Here is a 20719-nt window from a genome sequence, read left to right as displayed (position 1 = left end):
AGGTGTGGAACTTAATGTACTCATTATTTATCCCTCAAATTTATTACCGGCGTCCAAATACCGGGCGTTTACGATCGAACGTCCAGCCCGGGATCAGGTACTGCATCGGGCCCGCGTCATTGCGTGCGCCGCCAGGAAGACGTTTATAAGCCTCATGGGCTTTTTCGATTTGCCCCCAGTCGAGCTCTACGCCCAGGCCGGGTGCGTCCGGTACGGCAATCTTGCCGTCTTTGATTTCCAGCGGCTGTTTCGTCAGGCGCGCTTCGCCCTCCTGCCAGATCCAGTGGGTGTCGATAGCGGTAGGCGTACCCGGTGCCGCAGCGCCAACGTGGGTAAACATCGCCAGCGAAATATCGAAGTGGTTATTAGAGTGGCAACCCCAGGTTAAGCCCCAGTCGTCGCACAGCTGCGCCACGCGCACCGCGCCGGAGAGCGTCCAGAAATGCGGGTCCGCCAGCGGAATATCCACTGCGTTAAGCATGACCGCATGGCCCATTTCACGCCAGTTGGTGGCGATCATGTTGGTGGCGACAGGCAGACCGGTGGCGCGACGGAACTCCGCCATCACTTCGCGGCCGGAGAAGCCCTGCTCCGCGCCGCACGGATCTTCGGCATAGGTCAGCACGTCGTTCAGCCCTTTGCACAGGGCAATGGCTTCGTCCAGCAGCCACGCGCCGTTCGGATCCACGGTGATACGGGCGTCCGGGAAGCGTTTTTTCAGGGCGCGCGCGGTTTCAATTTCCTGCTCGCCCGGCAGCACGCCGCCTTTCAGCTTGAAGTCTTTAAAGCCGTACCGATCCTGGGACGCTTCCGCCAGCCGCACTACCGCATCGCTGTTCATCGCCTCCTGATGGCGCAGGTGATACCAGTCGTGGTTGCCGTGGGTTTTATCCAGATAAGGCAGATCGGTTTTGGTCCGGTCGCCGATATAGAACAGATAGCCCAGCACCGTGACCGCATCACGCTGTTTACCGGGGCCAAGCAGTTCGCACACCGGCACATTCAGCGCTTTACCCAGCAGGTCAAGCAGCGCGGCCTCCAGCGCCGCTACGGCGTTGACCCGCAGTTCAAACGTCCAGGCACCTTTACCGAAGGTGTCGAAATCACTCGCCTGGTTGCCCTTGTGTACCCGCTGAACCACTTTGTTCAGGCGGGCGACCTCCTGGCCGAGCACCATCGGGATGGCATCGACCAGCGTCTGGTAGATCACCTCCCCGCCCGGTGCCTCACCAACGCCGGTGTTACCGGCGTTGTCTGTCAAAACTACGATGTTGCGAGTGAAATAAGCGTTATGCGCGCCGCCGATATTCATCAGCATGCTGTCATGTCCGGCGACCGGAATGACCTTCATATCGGTAATAACGGGGCTTGCTTGCGTATTCATATTTATCGTCCTGTGACAGGTTTCAGTTCGATACGTTTGATATCACCCACCAGTACCAGATAGCTCACTACCGCTACCAGCGCATGGACACCAACGTAGATGAGCGCGCCGTTGAACGAACCGGTGGTGCCAACGATGTAGCCGATAGCAATCGGGGTAACGATACCGGAGATGTTACCGAACATGTTGAACAGGCCGCCGCTCAGGCCGCTGATTTCTTTCGGCGCCGTGTCGGCCATAACCGCCCAGCCCAGCGCGCCGATACCTTTACCGAAGAAGGCGAGCGCCATAAAGCCGATGATCATCCATTCGACGTTTACGTAGTTACAGAACACCATCACCATCGAGAGCAGCATACCCAGCACGATGGGCGTTTTACGCGCGATATTCAGCGAGCCGGTACGACGCATCAGCCAGTCGGAGATAATGCCGCCCAGCACGCCGCCAGCAAAACCGCAAATGGCCGGAACAGAGGCGACAAAGCCCGCTTTCAGAATCGACATGCCGCGCGCCTGAACCAGATAGACCGGGAACCAGGTGATAAAGAAGTACGTCAGGGCGTTAATGCAGTACTGGCCGATGTATACGCCAATCATCATGCGGGAACCCAGCAGCTGTTTGATCTGCCCCCACTTAACGCTGAACGGCACTTTTACTTTATTTTCTTTCTGATCCATGTTGATCAGCGCGCCGCCCTCGGCGATGTACTCCAGCTCTTTTTTGTTCACTTTCGGGTGCTGGTTCGGCTCATAAATCACTTTCAGCCAGATAAAGCTGATGACAATCCCCAGACCACCCATAAAGAAGAAGACGTGTGACCAGCCCACCTCGTGCGTCAGCCAGCCCATGATCGGCGCGAAGATAACCGTTGCGAAATACTGTGCGGAGTTAAAGATCGCTACCGCCGTGCCCCTCTCCTGCGCCGGGAACCAGGCCGCGACGATGCGGCTGTTGCCAGGGAAGGAAGGCGACTCGGCCAGCCCCACCAGGAAGCGCAGGGTAAACAGCGCTACGATGATGCCAAAACCGCTGAAAATATCGACGAAGCCCTGCAGCAGGGTGAACATGGACCAGATAAAGATGGACCAGAAGTAGACGCGCTTGGAACCGAAGCGGTCAAGCAGCCAGCCGCCCGGGATCTGGCCTATAACATAAGCCCAGGAGAATGCGGAGAAAACATACCCCATGCCGACCGGATCAAGACCGATATCCTTGGCCATTTCTGAACCGGCGATGGAGAGCGTCGCGCGGTCACCGTAGTTAAAGGATGTGACGATAAACAGCATCACCACTATCCAGTAGCGGGCATTGGTGCGCTTTTCAGCGCTGCTCGCCGCTTGGCTTAATGAACTCATTGTTGTACTCCCGAAGCATAAATGTTCATGTACATTCATCCGCAATAGCGCAACTCGTAGGGAAAGTCAGGATGATGTAGTTGTGTTTTTTGCAGCTTACCTGCCGGGTCGCTATTCCCTGCGCACTGCATTTTTTTAACTGGCGTAAAAAGTATAAAAAAGGGGGGGTTGAACTCTCACCGTGCAACCACACAACATTCTGCCGGGCGTGCCCGATGGTTTCTTGCATAAGCCCAGGGCGATGGGGACTAACTCACGGAAATGAAAAGTTTGGGCGCTAACATTTACTCAAAGTCAAGCAATTTAGAAGAGTTGTGAATGCTGTCGCTTGACGCCGTGAAAATGCACGCTAAAACCGGAGAAAAGGAAAGGTTTTTACGGGCATATGCCCGAGGCTTAATCGATTCAGTGATGAGATAATAGGCAGGTCGCTATTCTCCGCTTACGGCAAACTAAGCGGATAGCCCTCCTGTAGGGGGAGGGCTAAACCTTATTTTACCCTTGCCGCCCACTGCTCCACCCAGGGGTTAGAAACACTCTCTGGCTCCGGGTGTTCGCTACCGTCTATCAGTAACACGTCACCCACTCGCTGTGCGCCCTGATCCTGCAAAAGCGCGTCGAATTTTTTGCCGCCGCCGCAGAAATGGGCATAGGTGCTGTCACCCAGCGCAATAACGCCGTAACGCAGCGCAGGCTGGTGCCCCAGACGGTCATGGATAAACTGATACAGCGGCATAATGCTGTCGGGCAGATCCCCCTGCCCGGTTGTCGATGTCACCACCAGCGCGTATTTCTCTTTGTAAGCTTCCCAGTCCGCAGGCGACGGGTCTTCAAAAACCCTGGCGCTGTGCCCCTGCTCGTTCAGAATGGCCTGCGCCTCTTCCGCCACCAGCAGCGAGTTGCCATACATCGTGCCGACAAAAATGCCGATTTCCGCCATGCTCAACACTCCTTGCGTTAATAGTGATTCACTTCATCCTGGTCGCTGTGGGCGGCAAACTCAACCCTTTCATTTTCGGGGAGAAGACCGCGCCAACCGAACTGTGGCAGCGCCTGCATCCAGACATCATCCAGCCCGGCGCGCAGGATCAGCGGCTGCCCGGTAAAGGGGTGCGTAAGGGTCAGTTCGCTGGCGTGAAGCATCAGCCGGTGACAGCCAAAATGGGCGGCGGCGCTGCGATTCTGGCGTAAATCGCCGTGCTTGCTGTCGCCGATGATCGGATGGCGTAAATGTGCAAGATGGCGGCGCAGCTGGTGTTTGCGCCCGGTTTGCGGCGTCAGTTCGACGAGGCCATAGCGGGTAGTGGGGAATTTCCCGGTCGCGACAGGCATCTCCACCGTCGCCAGCCCACGGTAGTGGGTCACCGCGGGCTGCGGCTCTTTATCGACTCTGGCATATTTGTCGGCGATTTTATCCAGCTCCTCGACAAGCGGATAGTCGAGCACCGCCTCCTCCATCAGCCAGCCGCGGACGATAGCGTGATAGCGTTTTTGGATCTGATGCTGCTCGAACTGCTGCGCCAGCAGGCGGCCCGCTTCGCTGGACAACCCCATCAACAGTACCCCGGAGGTGGGTCTGTCGAGACGATGCGCGGTAAAGACATGCTGGCCGATTTGATCGCGCACGGTTTGCATTACCACCACTTTTTCGTCCCGATCAAGCCAGCTACGGTGCACCAGCCAGCCGGACGGCTTATTGACCGCCACCAGCCACTCATCCTGGTAGATTATCTCCAGCATCAGGCATCTTCGCCGGTAAACAGGGCATCAAGCGCCTGTAGCTGCGCCAGTATCACATCGCGCGCCGGATGGCTCGCCTCCAGCGCGATTTCATAATAAGGCGCGATAGCAAATGCCGTCGGTAAAGGATGCTCGCCATCCAGCAGGGCATGCATCCGCGGGATGAGCACCCACTGCAGCCATTCGTAAGGTTCAAGCGTGTCCATGCAAAAGGGCTGGGTACTTTCAAACACGCCCGGGTCCGGCGCAACGGCCTGCCACTGTTGGTGTTCACGAAGCAACGCTTCAATATGCTGGAGCTGCTGACGTACGCGCGAGTGCAGAGTCATGGAAACCTCAAAAAAAGAACAGACTGGCGCGCAGGATAGCACCAGTGGCGGGAAATAAAAAAGGGAGCACTGTAAAAACAGTGCTCCCGGTTCGTTTCGCAGCAGTCCGGCTACTTTTAGTGCTCCCTGCTCATCCTTGACAACTTTTCCTGTGGTCTCCTGACCTGTTCATCCGTAAACCAGCGCATCCTGCCCACACCACCCCGATGTGGATATGCTTTGTCCGTAAAGCGTGTCCCTGATCGTCCTGATCCGCCGTCTATCCGTTTCGGCTCACGTTCTCCTTCCTGGAGGTGTCCTTTAATGCAATCCCGCATTGTCCTTTTGCTTCATCCTGAAGCCTTCCTTGCAGCACCATCCCGGTGTTTCCTTTGTCGAAACATCATCATCCTGATGAGTATTCCGATGCGCGACTCCCTGTCGACGTAGATAGAATCACCGATCCCGCTTCGTCTTACAAGTAAGCTTAAGGCAAATACTTAGGACGTTAAGCATAATATTACTGCGTGTAATTCTTTTAACTTATTGAAAAAATTATCTTTAACCAGAATGTGCAGACCAATAGCAGGAAAATGAATAGTCGATCTCTCACAGGTTGTGTAAGAGATCTCTCACAAGAACAGTAGCAATTGGGATTACAGAACAGGCTCAAGGCGGTTGAGAAAGTCCGTAAGAGAAGGGGCTAATACGCTGCGCTGTTTGGTGCCAAGCCGCTCTTTGACCACTTCGCCGCTCAGGTTACATAGCGAAATAACCTCGATTTCGCTCTCCAGCGTGGCAATAAAGAGAGTAGGAGAGAGCTTAAGCCTTTTCTGCGTTACCAGATGGCCGATGAGATTTTCCTGCACTCTAAGGAAATCGTCCGCGCTCCAGGTTTGCAGTAGCGTAAGCGATTCGCCGCTAAACCGCGCCGGCATATCCCCGGCAAATTGTGTGGTATAGAACGCATCGATCGCAGGTTGTACCACAATCTCCAGCGCGCGTTCAATGGCGTTTACATTTTGCGACGGAGAAAAGGGCTGGGGTCGCCATGTGACCAGGCTCTCAGTGGAAGAAAGAATGCACGGAGAAGGCACGCCATACAGCGCTTCGCTCTGGGGCCATGTGCCGTACGACTTCTGCCAGGCGTCGCAGTAGCGCTCTGTAAATGCGGTCAGGGCAAGGGCTGTCTCTTTTTCCACCGATTTCTCTCTTTATCTAAGCCAGGATACAATTTGCCTCTTAGTGTACCCGTAATGATGGCGATGAAACATGTCTTCCTATGATAACCACCAGGCGCTGGCTGGCCTGACGCTCGGCAAAAGTACCGACTACCGCGACCACTATGACGCGAGCCTGCTGCAGGGCGTACCCCGCAGTCTTAACCGCGATCCGCTGGGGCTCTATGCTGACAGCCTGCCCTTCCACGGCGCGGATATCTGGACTTTGTATGAGCTATCCTGGCTCAATGCGAAGGGTTTACCGCAGGTTGCCGTTGGCCATGTCGAACTGGATTACGCCAGCGTCAATCTGGTCGAATCGAAAAGCTTTAAGCTCTATCTGAACAGCTTTAATCAGACCCGCTTCGCCAGCTGGCAGGAGGTGCAGGCTACCCTTGAGCGCGATCTTAGCGCCTGCGCGCAGGGAACGGTTTCGGTGCGCCTGTACCGGCTGGACGAGATGGAAGGCCAGCCCATCGCCCATTTTCACGGTGTCTGCATTGACGATCAGGATATCGCCATCGACAGCTATACCTTTGACGCCGCCCTGCTGACCGACGCCGCGCAGGGTAAAAAGGTTGAGGAGACGCTGGTCAGCCACCTGCTGAAATCTAACTGCCTGATTACCCACCAGCCAGACTGGGGATCGGTACAAATTACCTACCGCGGGCCGCAAATTGATCGCGAAAAACTGCTGCGCTATCTGGTGTCGTTCCGTCACCATAATGAGTTTCATGAGCAGTGCGTCGAGCGCATCTTCACCGATATCCAGCGCTTCTGCCAGCCGGAGGCGTTGAGCGTCTATGCGCGCTATACCCGCCGTGGCGGGCTGGACATCAACCCCTGGCGCAGCAATACCGCGTTTGAACCGGCTACAGGGCGGCTGGTTCGTCAGTAAAAAAGGTGATTTTTCGCCCCGGCGAAAGAGAATCGTTCCGGCAGGTTGTTAAACGTCATCAGGCGAGGCTATTGTAATCATCAGGGAAGATACAACTTTCGTCCCGTAAGGAGTTCACTTGATTACACATATTAGCCCGCTTGGCTCAATGGATATGTTGTCGCAGCTGGAAGTCGATATGCTTAAACGCACGGCCAGCAGCGACCTGTATCAACTGTTTCGCAACTGCTCGCTCGCCGTACTTAACTCCGGGAGTCTGACCGATAACAGTAAAGAACTGTTATCCCGTAATGAGAGTTTCGATATTAATGTCCTGCGCCGCGAGCGCGGGGTCAAACTTGAACTGATCAACCCGCCGGAAGAGGCCTTCGTCGACGGGAGACTGATTCGCGCCCTGCAGGCTAACCTCTTCGCGGTACTCCGCGATATTCTGTTCGTTAACGGGCAGCTCCACAACGCGGGCCGCTTCCAGCATCTTAATCTGGAAGACTCCAGCCATATCACCAACATGGTCTTCTCTATTCTGCGTAACGCCCGTGCTCTGCACGTGGGCGAAGCGCCGAGTATGGTGGTGTGCTGGGGCGGTCACTCCATCAACGAAACGGAGTATCTCTACGCGCGGCGTGTCGGCACGCAGCTTGGCCTGCGCGAACTGAATATCTGCACCGGCTGCGGCCCCGGCGCGATGGAAGCGCCCATGAAAGGCGCGGCGGTCGGCCACGCTCAGCAGCGCTATAAAGACGGGCGTTTTATCGGCATGACCGAGCCGTCTATTATTGCCGCCGAGCCGCCAAACCCGCTGGTGAACGAACTGATCATCATGCCGGATATCGAAAAGCGCCTTGAGGCGTTTGTCCGTATCGCCCACGGCATTGTTATCTTCCCCGGCGGCGTAGGTACGGCGGAAGAACTGCTCTATCTGCTGGGTATTTTAATGAACCCGGCCAATAAAGATCAGGTACTGCCGCTTATTCTCACCGGACCGAAAGAGAGCGCGGACTACTTCCGTGTGCTGGATGAGTTTATTGTCAGCACCCTTGGCGAGAGCGCCCGCCGCCACTATCACATCGTGATTAACGATGCCCCGGAAGTAGCGCGCCTGATGAAAAAAGCGATGCCGCAGGTGAAAGAAAACCGCCGCGAGACCGGCGACGCCTACAGCTTCAACTGGTCGATTCGCATCGCACCCGATCTGCAAATGCCTTTCGAGCCGACGCATGAGAATATGGCGAATCTGAAACTTTATCCTGACCAGCCGCTGGAAGTGCTGGCGGCGGACCTGCGCCGCGCCTTTTCGGGCATTGTCGCCGGGAACGTGAAAGAGGTGGGAATACGCGCCATTGAGAAATATGGCCCCTACAAAATTCACGGCGACCGGGAAATGATGCGCCGGATGGACGATCTGCTGCAGGGCTTTGTCGCCCAGCACCGCATGAAGCTGCCGGGCTCCGCCTATATCCCCTGCTACGAAATTTGTACCTGATTTACGAAGTCCCGGATGCAATCCGCATCCGGGACTTCGCAGCATGACCAACCTCCCTTCCCTCAGCCAGCCAATCGTTTGCGCATTAAATACGCAACGAATATTTATGTCTAAAATTGCCCTTAAGAGTGATAAAGCCCTGTCATTTTGCCTGCAAACAGCGACTTTATCGTGTTTTTATGCAGAGTCTTTGATCGCAAATCCCGCCAGTGATAGCCTTCGCGACCATTAATTTCAGCTTGCGATCATCATGCGAAATTTTTCGCCAATAAAAACCACATTAAAAGTGCATTATCGTATTTGTGATCGCGATCGCTTTTATATTGAGAGCATCCATATATCTTGCCGCCCGCCGATAGTTACGGAAAGAAATTATAAAAAAACGTAAAGAAAAGCATTTCATATTACCGCCTCCTTCTTTAGCCCTCGATTCGGCTAAAAAGCGGCCCGTTACTTCCTCCTGGAGAAATTAAATGGAAACGATTCAAACCGGCACGCTTGCTGCAAGTGAAACGCGCAGCGCATGGCGTAAAACGGACACGATGTGGATGCTGGGCCTGTACGGCACGGCTATCGGCGCAGGCGTGCTCTTTTTACCCATCAACGCTGGCGTCGGCGGAATGATCCCGCTGATTATCATGGCGATCATCGCCTTCCCAATGACCTTTTTCGCCCATCGCGGCCTGACGCGCTTTGTGCTGTCGGGTAAAAACCCCGGCGAAGATATTACCGAAGTGGTGGAAGAACATTTTGGCGTTGGGGCCGGTAAGCTCATCACCCTGCTCTACTTTTTCGCTATCTACCCGATTCTGCTGGTCTACAGCGTGGCGATTACCAATACGGTGGAAAGCTTTATGATCCACCAGTTGGCCCTGACGCCGCCTCCCCGCGCTATCCTGTCACTGATTCTGATTGTCGGCATGATGACCATTGTGCGTTTCGGCGAGCAGATGATCGTCAAGGCGATGAGCATTCTGGTTTTTCCCTTCGTCGCCGCGCTGATGGTGCTGGCCTGCTACCTGATCCCACAGTGGAGCACCAGCGCGCTGGAAACGCTGTCGCTTTCCCACGCGGGAGCAACCGGCAACGGCCTGTGGATGACGCTCTGGCTGGCCATTCCGGTGATGGTTTTCTCCTTTAACCATTCGCCGATTATCTCCTCTTTCGCCGTGGCGAAACGCGAAGAGTATGGCGAACAGGCCGAGCGTAAATGCTCCCGCATCCTGGCCTGCGCGCATGTGATGATGGTGCTGACGGTGATGTTCTTTGTCTTTAGCTGCGTGCTGAGCCTCTCCCCGGCGGATCTGGCGGCGGCGAAAGCGCAGAATATCTCCATCCTCTCTTACCTGGCGAACCACTTTAACGCGCCGGTTATTGCCTGGATGGCACCGATTATCGCCATCATTGCGATTACCAAATCCTTCCTCGGCCACTACCTGGGCGCGCGTGAAGGCTTTAACGGCATGGTCATTAAGACCCTGCGCGGTAAAGGTAAAAGCATCGAGATTAGCAGGCTCAACAAAATCACCGCGCTGTTTATGCTCCTGACCACGTGGGCGGTTGCGACGCTCAACCCCAGCATTCTGGGCATGATTGAAACGCTGGGCGGCCCGGTTATCGCCATGATCCTGTTTTTGATGCCGATGTACGCCATTGCAAAAGTACCGGCAATGCGTAAATACAGCGGCCATATCAGCAACGCGTTTGTCGTTGTCATGGGGCTGATTGCCATCTCAGCAATCTTCTACTCCCTGTTCAGCTAACCCTCCTCGCGCCGCCTCATGCAGGCGGCGCGCGTTTTGCGAAGCGCCTTCCCGAATTCCAGACCGCAGATAGTTTACCGCTCGCCACAGTGTTACCCTTAGCTGACGTAATAAGGCCTGGAGGGAACGATGGCTATTCATCTGTTGATTGTCGATGCGCTTAACCTTATCCGCCGCATTCATGCGGTGCAGGGCTCTCCCTGCCTGACGGCCTGCCAGCATGCGCTGGAGCAGCTGATCGTCCATAGTCAGCCTACCCACGCCGTGGCGGTGTTCGACGACGATGCGCGCAGCGAAGGCTGGCGGCATCAGCGTCTGCCCGATTATAAGGCGGGGCGCGCGCCCATGCCGGAATCGCTGCACGATGAAATGCCGTCCCTGCGCGCCGCCTTTGCTGAGCGCGGCGTTCAGAGCTGGGTCTCGCCGGGTCATGAGGCCGACGATCTTGCCGCCACGCTTGCCGTAAAAGTGGCGCAGGCCGGGCACCAGGCCACCATCGTCTCTACCGATAAGGGCTTCTGCCAGCTGCTGGCGCCAGGCATTCAGATTCGGGATTATTTTCAAAAACGCTGGCTGGACTCCCCCTTTATCGCCGCCGAATTTGGCGTGCAGCCTGCGGAGCTGGCGGACTACTGGGGGCTTGCCGGCATTGGCAGTTCAAAAATTCCAGGCGTTGCGGGGATTGGGGCGAAAAGCGCCACGCAGTTGATTAACCAGTACTCAACGCTGGAAAATTTGTATGCGAACCTGGAGGCGGTGCCGGAGAAATGGCGCACTAAGCTGGCCGCCCATAAAGAGATGGCCTTTATCTGCCGGGAGGTGGCGCGCCTGCAAACCACCTTACAGCTGGACGGGAATTTACAGCAGCTGCGGCTGCGGTAGACGCCGGGCGCGAGCGCGCCCGACGAAAGTTTTACCGTTCGTCGCGGCGTCCGCCCACTGCCGCCCACATCCGGCGCACATGCACGGTCACCTCTTCACGATCGTGGTAAAGCTGGCGGGCCTGAATCTGGCCGTTAATGCCGTGCTCGTCCAGCTGCGCCTGAATATACGCCAGGTTTTGCGACACCTCTTCGTAGCGTTTTTTCATCGGCAATTTGAGGTTGAAAATGGTTTCGCGGCACCAGCCGTTTACCAGCCACTGCGCCATGAGCGCCGCCACCTTCGCCGGTTTTTCCACCATATCGCACACCATCCATGAGATGTTATTGCGGTTCGGGCGATAGCGGAAACCGTCTTCACGCAGCCACGTCACCTGGCCGGTATCCATCAGGCTTTGCGCCATCGGGCCGTTATCAACGGAGTAAACCCACATGTTGCGTTTCACCAGCTGATAGGTCCAGCCGCCAGGGCAGGCGCCCAGATCCACTGCGTACATGCCGTTCGCCAGGCGCTCATCCCACTCATCCGCCGGGATGAAAACGTGAAACGCCTCTTCAAGCTTGAGCGTCGAGCGGCTCGGCGCATCAGCCGGAAACTTAAGGCGCGGAATGCCCATATAAAACGGCGAATTGTTGTTGGTGTAGGAGTAGCCGGTATAGCAGCAGCCGGGGGCGATAAAGAACACGTGCACCACCGGGCGCTTTGGCGTTTCATAGTTGGTCAGCACGCCCGCTTCACGCAGCGCCGCGCGCAGCGGCACGGTGAACTTACGGCAGAACTTCATCAGTTCTTTACTTTCGTTGGTGTCCGCCACCTCAACGCGCAGATCGCCGCCCTTCTCCACCACGCCCTGCAGCATGCCGACGATAGGGGTGATACGATCTTCCGGCGGCAGGTTTTGCAGCAGCTCACCCACCACAAACATCTGCCGGGCGAAAATCAGCGAGCTGAACGGCAGTTCGCGCGCCAGTTTGTCCGCGTCTTCCGCCTGATAGCATTCGAAAATGACATAGCCCGTATGATCTTTGACCCGGGCAAAGCCAAACACTTCGCGACGCCCGGCTTTATCGGTAATTTCTGCGGCGCACTCTTTCTCGAAACCGGGGCGACACAACAAAACAACTTTATTCATGAACAACGCCCTTACGTTTCAGACGAATTGCACCAATTAACATTAAAACCCAGCCGCCCAGGAAGCAGACGCCGCCGACGGGGGTAACAAACGCCCACAGGCGCAGATGAGAGAGCGCCAGGCAGTAAAGGCTGCCGCTAAACAGCACGGTGCCGAGCGCGAGAAAAACGCTGCTCCAGTAAAACCAGATACTGATGCGGCGCTGCATCGCCACCGCCAGGCCGAAAATCGCCAGCGTATGGAATGCCTGATACTCAAGGCCGGTCTGTATCCAGCCCATCTCTACGGCTCCCAGAGACTTACTTAAAACGTGCGCGCCGAACGCGCCCAGCGCGACAAACACAAAACCGCTTATCGCGGCGAAAATCAACATGAAACGGCTGGTCATGTGCGTACCTTAAAGTCATGCGCTAAGCGCAAATTATTGTTCGTAACGGAAACGGAATTTTTCCTGCTCGCTTGCCGCTTTTGCCAGGATCCACTGTCGAAAGGCGGCTATTTTACCCAGTTCTGCCTGACTGTCATGACAAACCAGATAAAAGGCGTTCTTACTGACCAGAACATCATTAAACGGGCAGACCAGACGGCCTGCCTCAATTTCCGACTGCGCCATCACATTGTTGGCGAGTGCGATTCCCTGTCCGTGGATTGCCGCCTGTAGCACCATCGCGCTATGGCTAAAGATCGGTCCCTGTTGAACATTGACATTAAGACCCAATTGCCGGGTATAAGTTTGCCAGTCACGACGCGAAGCATCATGCAGCAGAGTATGTTGCGCCAGATCGGCTGGCGTCTTCAACGGTTTATCTCCCGTTAGCAATAACGGTGAGCAAACCGGCAGCAAATATTCGGCGTATAACTTTTCGACACGTAACCCCGGCCAGTTGCCGCGGCCATAAAAAATCGCCACGTCGACATCGTCGGCCAGTTTATCTTCCTGGCGGTCAACGGCCTGGATACGCACATCGATTCCCGGATAAGCTGAGTTAAAGCTGGACAGTCTTGGCACCATCCACTGAATGGCGAAACTGGGCAGCAAACTGACCGTCAGCGCGCCCTTCGCGCTGCGTGCCTGGAGCTTACGCGTCGCTTCGGTTAATTGAGAAAAGATCTCTTTGATATCCTGAAAATAACTCTGCCCTTCTTCGGTCAACAGTAGCGAACGATTGCGTCGGCGAAAGAGCTTGAGCCCCAGAAAATCCTCCAGAGACTTGATTTGATGGCTTACCGCAGCCTGAGTGACAAACAGCTCATCGGCCGCGCGCGTAAAGCTTAGATGGCGAGCGGCAGCGTCAAAAACGCGTAGTGCATTAAGTGGAGGTAATCGCTTGGACATGGTTTTTCAGGCTTAGATGTTAAGGCTGCGTAACAAACAGGAAACAATGTGTAACCCATTAGTTTTTTTATCTGAGCCATTATAAATTGTCCGTTGAGCTTCTACCAGCAAATACCTATAGTGGCGGCACTTCCTGAGCCGGAACGAGAAGCTTTTTTTGGAATGCGTGTTCTGAAGGGCTTTTGGCTTACGGTTGTGATGTTGTGTTGTTGTGTTTGCAATTGGTCTGCTATTCAGACCCTGGTAGCAACGCTACCCTTTTTCACTTCCTGTACATTTACCCTGTCTGTCCATAGTGATTAATGTAGCACCGCAAGATTGCGGTGCTTTTTTTTGCCTGAAAAAAGGTTATTTTTCCAGCGCGACCATCTCTTTTACGTCAGTACGGTTGATCTGCTGCTCGTTGCCATTGGCATCTTTGTAGGAGATCATGCCGGTCTGGTCATCTGTTTTCGGTTTCCCTTCAGATACGATTGTACGACCATCATTGGTGTGCATCGCATAGTTAGGACCGGAACAGGCGCTCAGGGCAAAAGAAAATAAACAGGCAGAAATAATCGCAGCGGTCTTTTTCATATTTTTCTCCTTTTAGCAATTCATGCTATATATGCCTCGATTAATAACAGGCTTCAACATCCACCTAACACTATTTAGCATAACCTGCTTACAGAAGGCTGCCAGGATAAACAGATAATTCCGATGGTTATCAACTACCTTGCTACCAGCAGGAAATTGCGCGACGATCAAATGATTGATAAGGGGAATACCATGAATGCTTTTAACCCTGCACAGTTTCGCGCGCAGTTTCCCGCCCTTGCCGATGCGGGGGTCTATCTGGACAGCGCCGCCACCGCCTTAAAGCCGCAGGCGGTCATTGATGCGACAGCGCAGTTTTACAGCCTGAGCGCCGGTAATGTACACCGTAGCCAGTTTGCCGAGGCGCAAAAATTGACCGCCCGTTATGAAGCCGCCCGCGACCGGGTCGCTGCGCTTCTTAACGCGCCGACGGGTAAAAACATCGTCTGGACGCGGGGCACCACCGAGGCCATTAATATGGTTGCCCAGTGCTACGCTCGCCCACGCCTGCAGGCGGGCGATGAGATCATCGTCAGCGAGGCGGAGCATCATGCCAACCTTGTTCCCTGGCTGATGGTCGCGGAGCAGACGGGGGCGCGGGTGGTGAAGTTGCCCATCGGCGGGGATTTGCTGCCGGATCTCTCGCGGCTGCCCGCCTTACTCACCCCGCGCAGCCGTATTCTTGCGCTGGGGCAGATGTCCAACGTTACCGGCGGCTGCCCCGACCTGCAAAAAGCCATTGCTATCGCTCATCAGGCGGGGATGGTGGTGATGGTGGACGGAGCGCAGGGCGTGGTCCATTTTCCTGCCGACGTCCAGCAGCTCGATATCGATTTTTACGCCTTCTCCGGCCATAAACTTTACGGACCAACCGGGATCGGCGCGCTGTATGGCAAAACCCACCTGCTGGATGAGATGTCTCCCTGGCTGGGGGGCGGCAAAATGATCGCTGAGGTCACCTTCGACGGTTTCACTACCCAGCCTGCACCCTATAAATTTGAAGCGGGTACGCCAAATGTCGCGGGGGTCATTGGCCTGTGCGCCGCGCTGGAATGGCTTGAGGGCATTGATATCGCCAAAGCCGAGAGCTACAGCCGCGGGCTGGCGACCCTCGCCGAAGACGCGCTGGCGAAAAGGCCTGGTTTTCGCTCTTTCCGGGCTCAGGATTCCAGCCTGCTGGCGTTTGATTTCGCGGGCGTACACCACAGCGATATGGTGACTCTGCTGGCTGGCTACGGCATCGCCCTGCGCGCCGGGCAGCACTGTGCGCAGCCTTTACTGACGGCGCTGGGGGTCAAAGGCACCCTTCGCGCCTCTTTCGCTCCTTACAACACGCAAAGCGATGTCGACGCGCTGCTCGAAGCCGTTGACCGCGCGCTGGATCTGCTGGTGGATTAATGACAAACCCTCTGTATGCCGGACACCCGTTTGGCACAACCGTAACCGAAGAGACATTACGCAACACGTTCAGCCCGCTGATGCAGTGGGAGGATAAATATCGCCAACTTATTCTGTTAGGCAAGCAGCTCCCGGCGCTGCCGGACGCGCTAAAAGCGCAGGCAAGGGAGATTCCCGGCTGTGAAAACCGCGTCTGGCTGGGCCATACGGTGGCAGAAACAGGGACGCTGCACTTTTTTGGCGATAGCGAAGGGCGCATTGTCCGCGGCCTGCTGGCGGTGCTGTTAACGGCGGTAGAAGGGAAAACTGCCGCTGAGCTTCTGGTACGCTCGCCGCTGGCGCTGTTTGATGAGCTGGGGCTAAGAGCGCAGCTGAGCGCCTCACGCAATCATGGGCTGAACGCGCTGAACGACGCGGTGCTGGAGGCGGCTCGCGCCGTTTAACCCCCGGAGGGTCTGCGCCCTCCGGCAATCTCAACCCTGGCGGGCTGCTTTAGCCATCATTTTTTTCAGCGCATGGGAAACGGCAATAAAGCCGAAGGTAGCGGTCACCATTGTCGCCGCGCCGAAGCCGGAGGCGCAATCCATCCGTTTTGGCCCCTCAGCCGTGCTTTTCATGGCGCAGACCGAGCCGTCAGACTGCGGATAGACCAGCGCCTCGGTAGAAAAAACGCAGTCCACGCCCAGCTTGCCTTTGCTGTTCTTCACCACGCCGAAGTCGCTTTTCAGCCGCTCGCGCAGTTTTGCCGCCAGCGGATCCTGAATGGTTTTCGCCAGATCGCTGACCTGAATTTGCGTAGGATCGATCTGCCCGCCCGCGCCGCCGGTGGTCACCAGCGGGATCTTATTACGGCGGCAGTAAGCGATCAGCGCGGCTTTCGGCCGCACGCTATCGATAGCGTCAATCACATACGTAAAGCCCGCGCTCATATGCTGCGCGACGTTATCAACCGTGACGAAATCATCCACCACGCTGACCCGGCATTCCGGGTTGATCTGGCGAATACGCTCCGCCATCACTTCCGCTTTCGCCAGCCCGACGTTATCACGCAACGCGTGAATTTGGCGGTTAGTGTTGGTCACGCAGACGTCATCCATATCAATAAGCGTGATGGCGCCGATACCGGTGCGCGCCAGCGCCTCGGCCGCCCAGGAACCGACGCCGCCAATGCCGACCACGCAGATATGCGCATCGGCAAACAGCTGCAACGCTTTCTCACCATACAGACGCCCGGTGCCGCCAAAACGTTGACGCCAGGCATCGCTTAATACAACTGACATATAACCTCAGAATTAAAAAGGGTGAGATTATCCTCACCCTGTCTTATCCGCCGAAATGGCGTTCAGAATAGCACACTCAGCCGCTAAAGACGTTACCTGCCCCCGGCGCGGTTTTCAGCACCCAGACGCGGCCATAGTGGTTATACCAACCGGCACGATGTCCGGCATCCGGGCCAATGCCCTGATAGATATCGAAATGCTGCCCTTTAATCGCCCCGCCGACGTCCAGCGCCACCATCAGGCGCAGCTCATACTGGCCGGTGAATTTGCCGTTGTTATCCAGCAGAGGCACTTCCGCCAGCAGCGTGGTGCCCGCCGGAATGATGCTGCGGTCGGAGGCGACAGAAGCGCGACCAATCAGCGGCACGGCGCTGGCCCCTTTCACCGGCGCGTAAGACTGCGGTTTAAAGAAGACGAATGAGGGGTTTTGCTCCAGCAGTTCGCGTACCTGCGCCTCGCTGTGGGTCTCGCCCCAGTGTCGGATTGCCTGCATCGACATATCTTCCCGCTTCACTTCGCCGCGATCGATAAGCACTTTGCCGATGCTGCGGTAGGCGTGGCCGTTTTTACCGGCATAGCTAAAGAAGTTAAGCGGACTGCCGTCGCCGAAATCGATATAGCCGCTGCCCTGCACGTCCATAATGAAGTTATCCATTAATGAATTGCTCCAGGCCAGCACATAGTTTTCGCTGAGCGCGCCCGCATAAATTTGCGCGCGGGACGGTAAACGCCCCCGTTTCGGCGGCATGCGGTAAATCGGATACTGGAATTCGCCCTGGCGGGTGTGACGCGCCTGCACTACCGGCGTGTAGTAGCCGGTAAACTGCACGTTACCGTAGTTATCTGTCCCTTCCATCTGCCAGGCGTCGATACCGAACTGGCGCATCGTGCGGGTGTCGCCGCCGGCGCGCAGCCACTCCTCTACCGCATTATAGACATTGCTCTGGCCTGAGTAGAGACGCGGAGAGGCGCTGCGAATCTGCCTGACCTGTTCGGCAAAGTCGCCGGCGTTAATCGGCGCGCCTGTGGCATCAGGCTGGTTTACCAGAGAGAAAGGCTGGGTGAGTTTCCCGTCTTTATACTGTTGACCGCGATCGGTCGGTTTTGAGGTACAGGCTGCAAGGATGGCCACCATGGCGCCTGTAAGTAGATATTTTGCCCAACGTCCTTTCATTTCTCTCATCTTCTATTAACCCAAAGCGTGATGAAGATAGCAAACCGCCCCTGCTAATGATACGTGATAGCGCCAGAAGAGATAAATTTCGCACACAAAACCATCACCTTGCACTATTTTTGCCCGTTCCGACCGTTATTACGTGATATTCGTAAAAAAAGGTTGCATCAAAAAGTCAGCGGAGTATATTGCGCATCCACGGACGCGGGGTGGAGCAGCCTGGTAGCTCGTCGGGCTCATAACCCGAAGGTCGTCGGTTCAAATCCGGCCCCCGCAACCAATTAAAAAGAAGAAAAGTTTACATGACGGAAGTGTAAACACGCGGACGCGGGGTGGAGCAGCCTGGTAGCTCGTCGGGCTCATAACCCGAAGGTCGTCGGTTCAAATCCGGCCCCCGCAACCAATACAAGAACACCCTCTCGGGTGTTTTTTTGTTTCTGCGGTTTGTAGTCTGCAAGCCGGATGCCACGCCACCCGGCCTGTTTGTGCGAAACGCTCCTACCCTCTTCTTGCCAGCGTCGCGCCATCGGCAAAATACGCTTTGATCCCCGCGAGTATCGACTCCGCAATCTCCTGCTGAAACTTCGCCGTCTTAAGCTTACGCTCTTCGGCAATGTTACTGATAAACGCCGTTTCCACCAGAATAGAGGGAATATCCGGCGCTTTCAGCACCGCAAAGCCAGCCTGCTCAACGCGGTTTTTATGCAGGTTATTCACCTTGCCGAGTTTGTTAAGCACCTCTTTGCCAAATTTCAGGCTGTCATTGATGGTGAGCGACTGCACCATATCGAACATCGTATGATCGAGGTAGCGATCGCCGCTTTTGCTGACGCCGCCGATTAAGTCCGAGGCGTTCTGCGTATCGGCAAGGTATTTTGCCGCCGTACTGGTAGCGCCTTTGGTGGAAAGAGCGAAGACCGAGGAGCCGCTAGGCTGACGGCTACTGAAGGCATCCGCGTGGATAGAAACAAACAGATCGGCGCGCTGCTTCTGCGCTTTGGCCACGCGCACCTTAAGCGGGATAAACACATCCTCGTTGCGCGTCATATAGGCCTTCATGTTGCCCTCTTTTTCGATAAGGGCCCGCAGCCGCCGGGCAATCTGCAGTACAACGTCTTTTTCCCGGGTACGGTACTTACCGATAGCCCCCGGATCTTCGCCGCCGTGTCCTGGGTCGAGCATAATGACAATCGGCCTGTCGCGCCCTGCTTTGCCGGGCTGCGGCCCGCTCTGGGCAGGCGGTACCTGTCGCTCCAGATCGCCCTGGTTATACTCCTCCAGCAGCGCCAGCAGGGGGTCCTGCACGTCTTTCGCGTTCGCCGGGTAGAGGTCCATCACCAGGCGCTCTTTAAAACCGGCGACCGGCGCAAGGGCAAACAGCTGCGGTTTGATATTCTGCTTAAGCTCAAAAACCATGCGTACCGTTTGCGGGTCGAACTGGCCGACACGCGCGGACTGAATAAACGGATCGTCAGGGCGAATTTGCGCCGCCATCCCTTTCAGGACGGAGTTAAGATTGACGCCTTCGAGATCTACCACCAGACGGTCAGGGTTGCTGAGCGCAAACTGGCGGTACTTCAACACCCGGTTGGATTCCACCGTCACGCGCGTATAGGTCGATGCGGGCCAGACACGCACCGCAACCACCTGGCTTACGGCAGCCAGACCGACCTGACTCACGCTGAGTAACCACATCGCCCCTGCGCCCTGCAACAGCCTGCGGCGGCTTACCCCTGAATGACTTCCCGACATGCTTCTCCCGAGCAAAAAATAAGGTGAACTATTAATTAAACGTCAATTTTGAGCGAAAACTTTAGCGAATGATGCATAAACTGTCATCAATAAAAGGGTAAACATACGTTTGATGAATAAGAAGTAGCAAGGCATTGACGCGGATAGGGTGAAATTTTGGCTTGCGTCCGTAGCAATAAAAGAATAAAAATACACAATTAACGAATAATCATGCACTGAGGGTTGGCCGTGGTAAAGGAACGTAGAACCGAACTGGTACAGGGATTCCGCCATTCTGTTCCCTATATTAATGCTCATCGCGGAAAAACGTTTGTCATTATGCTCGGCGGCGAAGCCATTGAGCATGAAAATTTCTCCAGTATCGTCAACGATATCGGCCTGCTGCATAGCCTGGGCATCCGGCTGGTCGTGGTCTATGGCGCCCGCCCGCAGATTGAGGCCAACCTGGCGGCCCATCATCACGAACCGGTTTATCATAAACATACCCGCGTGACCGACGCCAAAACGCTGGAGCTGGTGAAGCAGGCGGCGGGTCTGCTGCAGCTTGATATCACCGCCCGCCTGTCGATGAGCCTTAATAACACGCCGTTGCAGGGTGCGCATATTAACGTGGTCAGCGGTAACTTTATTATCGCGCAGCCGCTGGGCGTTGATGACGGCATCGACTACTGCCACAGCGGCCGTATCCGCCGTATTGATGAAGAGGCCATTCACCGCCAGCTCGACAGCGGCGCCATCGTGCTGATGGGGCCGGTCGCCGTCTCGGTAACCGGTGAAAGCTTTAACCTCACCTCCGAAGAGATTGCCACCCAACTGGCTATCAAGCTGAAAGCGGAAAAGATGATCGGCTTTTGCTCCTCGCAGGGGGTGTACAACGATGAGGGGCAAATCGTCTCTGAACTGTTCCCCAACGAAGCGCAGGCGCGGGTAGAAGCGCTGGAAGCCCAGGGGGATTACTATTCCGGCACCGTGCGTTTTCTGCGCGGGGCGATGAAAGCCTGCCGCAGCGGCGTGCGGCGTAGCCACCTGATCAGCTAT

General features: G+C 55.8%; 20 protein-coding genes and 2 tRNA genes. 9 read left to right on the top strand and 13 right to left on the bottom strand.

What is annotated here, in order from left to right; genetic code table 11:
- Positions 1-43: 43 nt before the first annotated feature.
- The 6 genes from ENTHG_RS12890 to syd form a co-directional block, all read right to left on the bottom strand.
- Positions 44-1384 carry an enolase C-terminal domain-like protein gene (locus ENTHG_RS12890; RefSeq protein WP_044180273.1) on the bottom strand — a complete coding sequence of 447 codons (1341 nt, stop codon included), beginning with the start codon at positions 1382-1384 and terminating at the stop codon, positions 44-46.
- A gap of 2 nt (positions 1385-1386) precedes the next feature.
- Complete coding sequence (gudP, locus tag ENTHG_RS12885; RefSeq protein WP_044180271.1) at positions 1387-2739, bottom strand: galactarate/glucarate/glycerate transporter GudP; 1353 nt, start codon at positions 2737-2739, stop codon at positions 1387-1389.
- Positions 2740-3229: 490 nt separating this feature from the next.
- Positions 3230-3679, bottom strand: coding sequence for a flavodoxin (locus ENTHG_RS12880; protein WP_044180269.1), 450 nt, complete (start codon positions 3677-3679; stop codon positions 3230-3232).
- Between the two features lie 17 nt (positions 3680-3696).
- Positions 3697-4479 (bottom strand): tRNA pseudouridine(65) synthase TruC, encoded by a 783-nt coding sequence (gene truC, locus ENTHG_RS12875; protein ID WP_044180268.1) that lies wholly within the window; start codon positions 4477-4479, stop codon positions 3697-3699.
- The gene (locus ENTHG_RS12870) at positions 4479-4808 is read right to left on the bottom strand and encodes a YqcC family protein (protein WP_044180266.1); all 330 of its coding nucleotides are present in this window, start codon (positions 4806-4808) and stop codon (positions 4479-4481) included. The genes truC and ENTHG_RS12870 overlap by 1 nt, the downstream gene beginning before the upstream one ends.
- Before the next feature lie 635 nt (positions 4809-5443).
- Entirely contained in the window at positions 5444-5989 is a 546-nt protein-coding gene (syd, locus tag ENTHG_RS12865; protein WP_044180264.1) for a SecY-interacting protein, read from the bottom strand.
- Positions 5990-6059: 70 nt separating this feature from the next.
- Here syd and queF point away from each other — a divergent pair, with 70 nt between their 5' ends.
- From queF to xni, 4 genes are all read left to right on the top strand, one after another.
- The gene (gene queF, locus ENTHG_RS12860; RefSeq protein WP_044180262.1) at positions 6060-6905 is read left to right on the top strand and encodes an NADPH-dependent 7-cyano-7-deazaguanine reductase QueF; all 846 of its coding nucleotides are present in this window, start codon (positions 6060-6062) and stop codon (positions 6903-6905) included.
- Positions 6906-7023: 118 nt separating this feature from the next.
- Entirely contained in the window at positions 7024-8388 is a 1365-nt protein-coding gene (gene ppnN, locus ENTHG_RS12855; RefSeq protein ID WP_044180261.1) for a nucleotide 5'-monophosphate nucleosidase PpnN, read from the top strand.
- A 473-nt stretch (positions 8389-8861) separates the two neighbouring features.
- Positions 8862-10151, top strand: coding sequence for an HAAAP family serine/threonine permease (locus ENTHG_RS12850; RefSeq protein ID WP_044180260.1), 1290 nt, complete (start codon positions 8862-8864; stop codon positions 10149-10151).
- Positions 10152-10280: 129 nt separating this feature from the next.
- Entirely contained in the window at positions 10281-11033 is a 753-nt protein-coding gene (gene xni / locus ENTHG_RS12845; RefSeq protein WP_044180259.1) for a flap endonuclease Xni, read from the top strand.
- A gap of 31 nt (positions 11034-11064) precedes the next feature.
- Here the strand turns inward: xni and rlmM are convergent, their stop codons facing one another.
- From rlmM to ENTHG_RS12825, 4 genes are all read right to left on the bottom strand, one after another.
- Positions 11065-12165 (bottom strand): 23S rRNA (cytidine(2498)-2'-O)-methyltransferase RlmM, encoded by a 1101-nt coding sequence (gene rlmM / locus ENTHG_RS12840; protein WP_044180258.1) that lies wholly within the window; start codon positions 12163-12165, stop codon positions 11065-11067.
- The gene (locus ENTHG_RS12835; RefSeq protein ID WP_044180257.1) at positions 12158-12553 is read right to left on the bottom strand and encodes a DUF423 domain-containing protein; all 396 of its coding nucleotides are present in this window, start codon (positions 12551-12553) and stop codon (positions 12158-12160) included. Before ENTHG_RS12835 ends, rlmM begins: the two co-directional genes overlap by 8 nt.
- Positions 12554-12586: 33 nt before the next feature.
- Positions 12587-13501: a glycine cleavage system transcriptional regulator GcvA gene (gene gcvA / locus ENTHG_RS12830; protein WP_044180256.1), complete on the bottom strand. Its 915-nt coding sequence runs from the start codon at positions 13499-13501 to the stop codon at positions 12587-12589.
- Positions 13502-13849: 348 nt separating this feature from the next.
- Positions 13850-14077, bottom strand: coding sequence for a YgdI/YgdR family lipoprotein (locus tag ENTHG_RS12825; RefSeq protein WP_044180255.1), 228 nt, complete (start codon positions 14075-14077; stop codon positions 13850-13852).
- Between the two features lie 192 nt (positions 14078-14269).
- Between ENTHG_RS12825 and csdA the strand changes: the two genes are divergently transcribed.
- Both csdA and csdE read left to right on the top strand, forming a co-directional pair.
- Entirely contained in the window at positions 14270-15475 is a 1206-nt protein-coding gene (gene csdA / locus ENTHG_RS12820; protein WP_044180722.1) for a cysteine desulfurase CsdA, read from the top strand.
- Positions 15475-15918, top strand: coding sequence for a cysteine desulfurase sulfur acceptor subunit CsdE (csdE, locus tag ENTHG_RS12815; protein WP_044180254.1), 444 nt, complete (start codon positions 15475-15477; stop codon positions 15916-15918). The genes csdA and csdE overlap by 1 nt, the downstream gene beginning before the upstream one ends.
- 30 nt (positions 15919-15948) lie before the next feature.
- Here csdE and tcdA read toward each other — a convergent pair whose 3' ends face one another.
- Together tcdA and mltA are read right to left on the bottom strand one after the other, a co-directional pair.
- Positions 15949-16755: a tRNA cyclic N6-threonylcarbamoyladenosine(37) synthase TcdA gene (gene tcdA, locus ENTHG_RS12810; RefSeq protein WP_044180253.1), complete on the bottom strand. Its 807-nt coding sequence runs from the start codon at positions 16753-16755 to the stop codon at positions 15949-15951.
- Positions 16756-16831: 76 nt separating this feature from the next.
- Positions 16832-17929, bottom strand: coding sequence for a murein transglycosylase A (gene mltA / locus ENTHG_RS12805; RefSeq protein ID WP_044180252.1), 1098 nt, complete (start codon positions 17927-17929; stop codon positions 16832-16834).
- 203 nt (positions 17930-18132) lie between these two features.
- On the opposite strand from mltA, the gene ENTHG_RS12800 reads away from it, so the two are divergent.
- Both ENTHG_RS12800 and ENTHG_RS12795 read left to right on the top strand, forming a co-directional pair.
- Positions 18133-18209 (top strand) — tRNA-Met (locus ENTHG_RS12800).
- A gap of 46 nt (positions 18210-18255) precedes the next feature.
- A tRNA-Met gene (locus ENTHG_RS12795) sits at positions 18256-18332 on the top strand.
- A 95-nt stretch (positions 18333-18427) separates the two neighbouring features.
- Here the strand turns inward: ENTHG_RS12795 and amiC are convergent.
- Positions 18428-19681, bottom strand: coding sequence for an N-acetylmuramoyl-L-alanine amidase AmiC (gene amiC / locus ENTHG_RS12790; protein ID WP_044180251.1), 1254 nt, complete (start codon positions 19679-19681; stop codon positions 18428-18430).
- Between the two features lie 228 nt (positions 19682-19909).
- Here amiC and argA point away from each other — a divergent pair.
- On the top strand, positions 19910-20719 hold an 810-nt coding region (argA, locus tag ENTHG_RS12785; RefSeq protein ID WP_044180719.1), incomplete at its 3' end, for an amino-acid N-acetyltransferase.

Source organism: Phytobacter massiliensis JC163 (genome assembly GCF_000321045.1).
Lineage (GTDB): Bacteria > Pseudomonadota > Gammaproteobacteria > Enterobacterales > Enterobacteriaceae > Phytobacter_A > Phytobacter_A massiliensis.
Note: the sequence above shows the minus strand (reverse complement) of the source record. Positions and strands in the feature narration are given on the sequence as shown.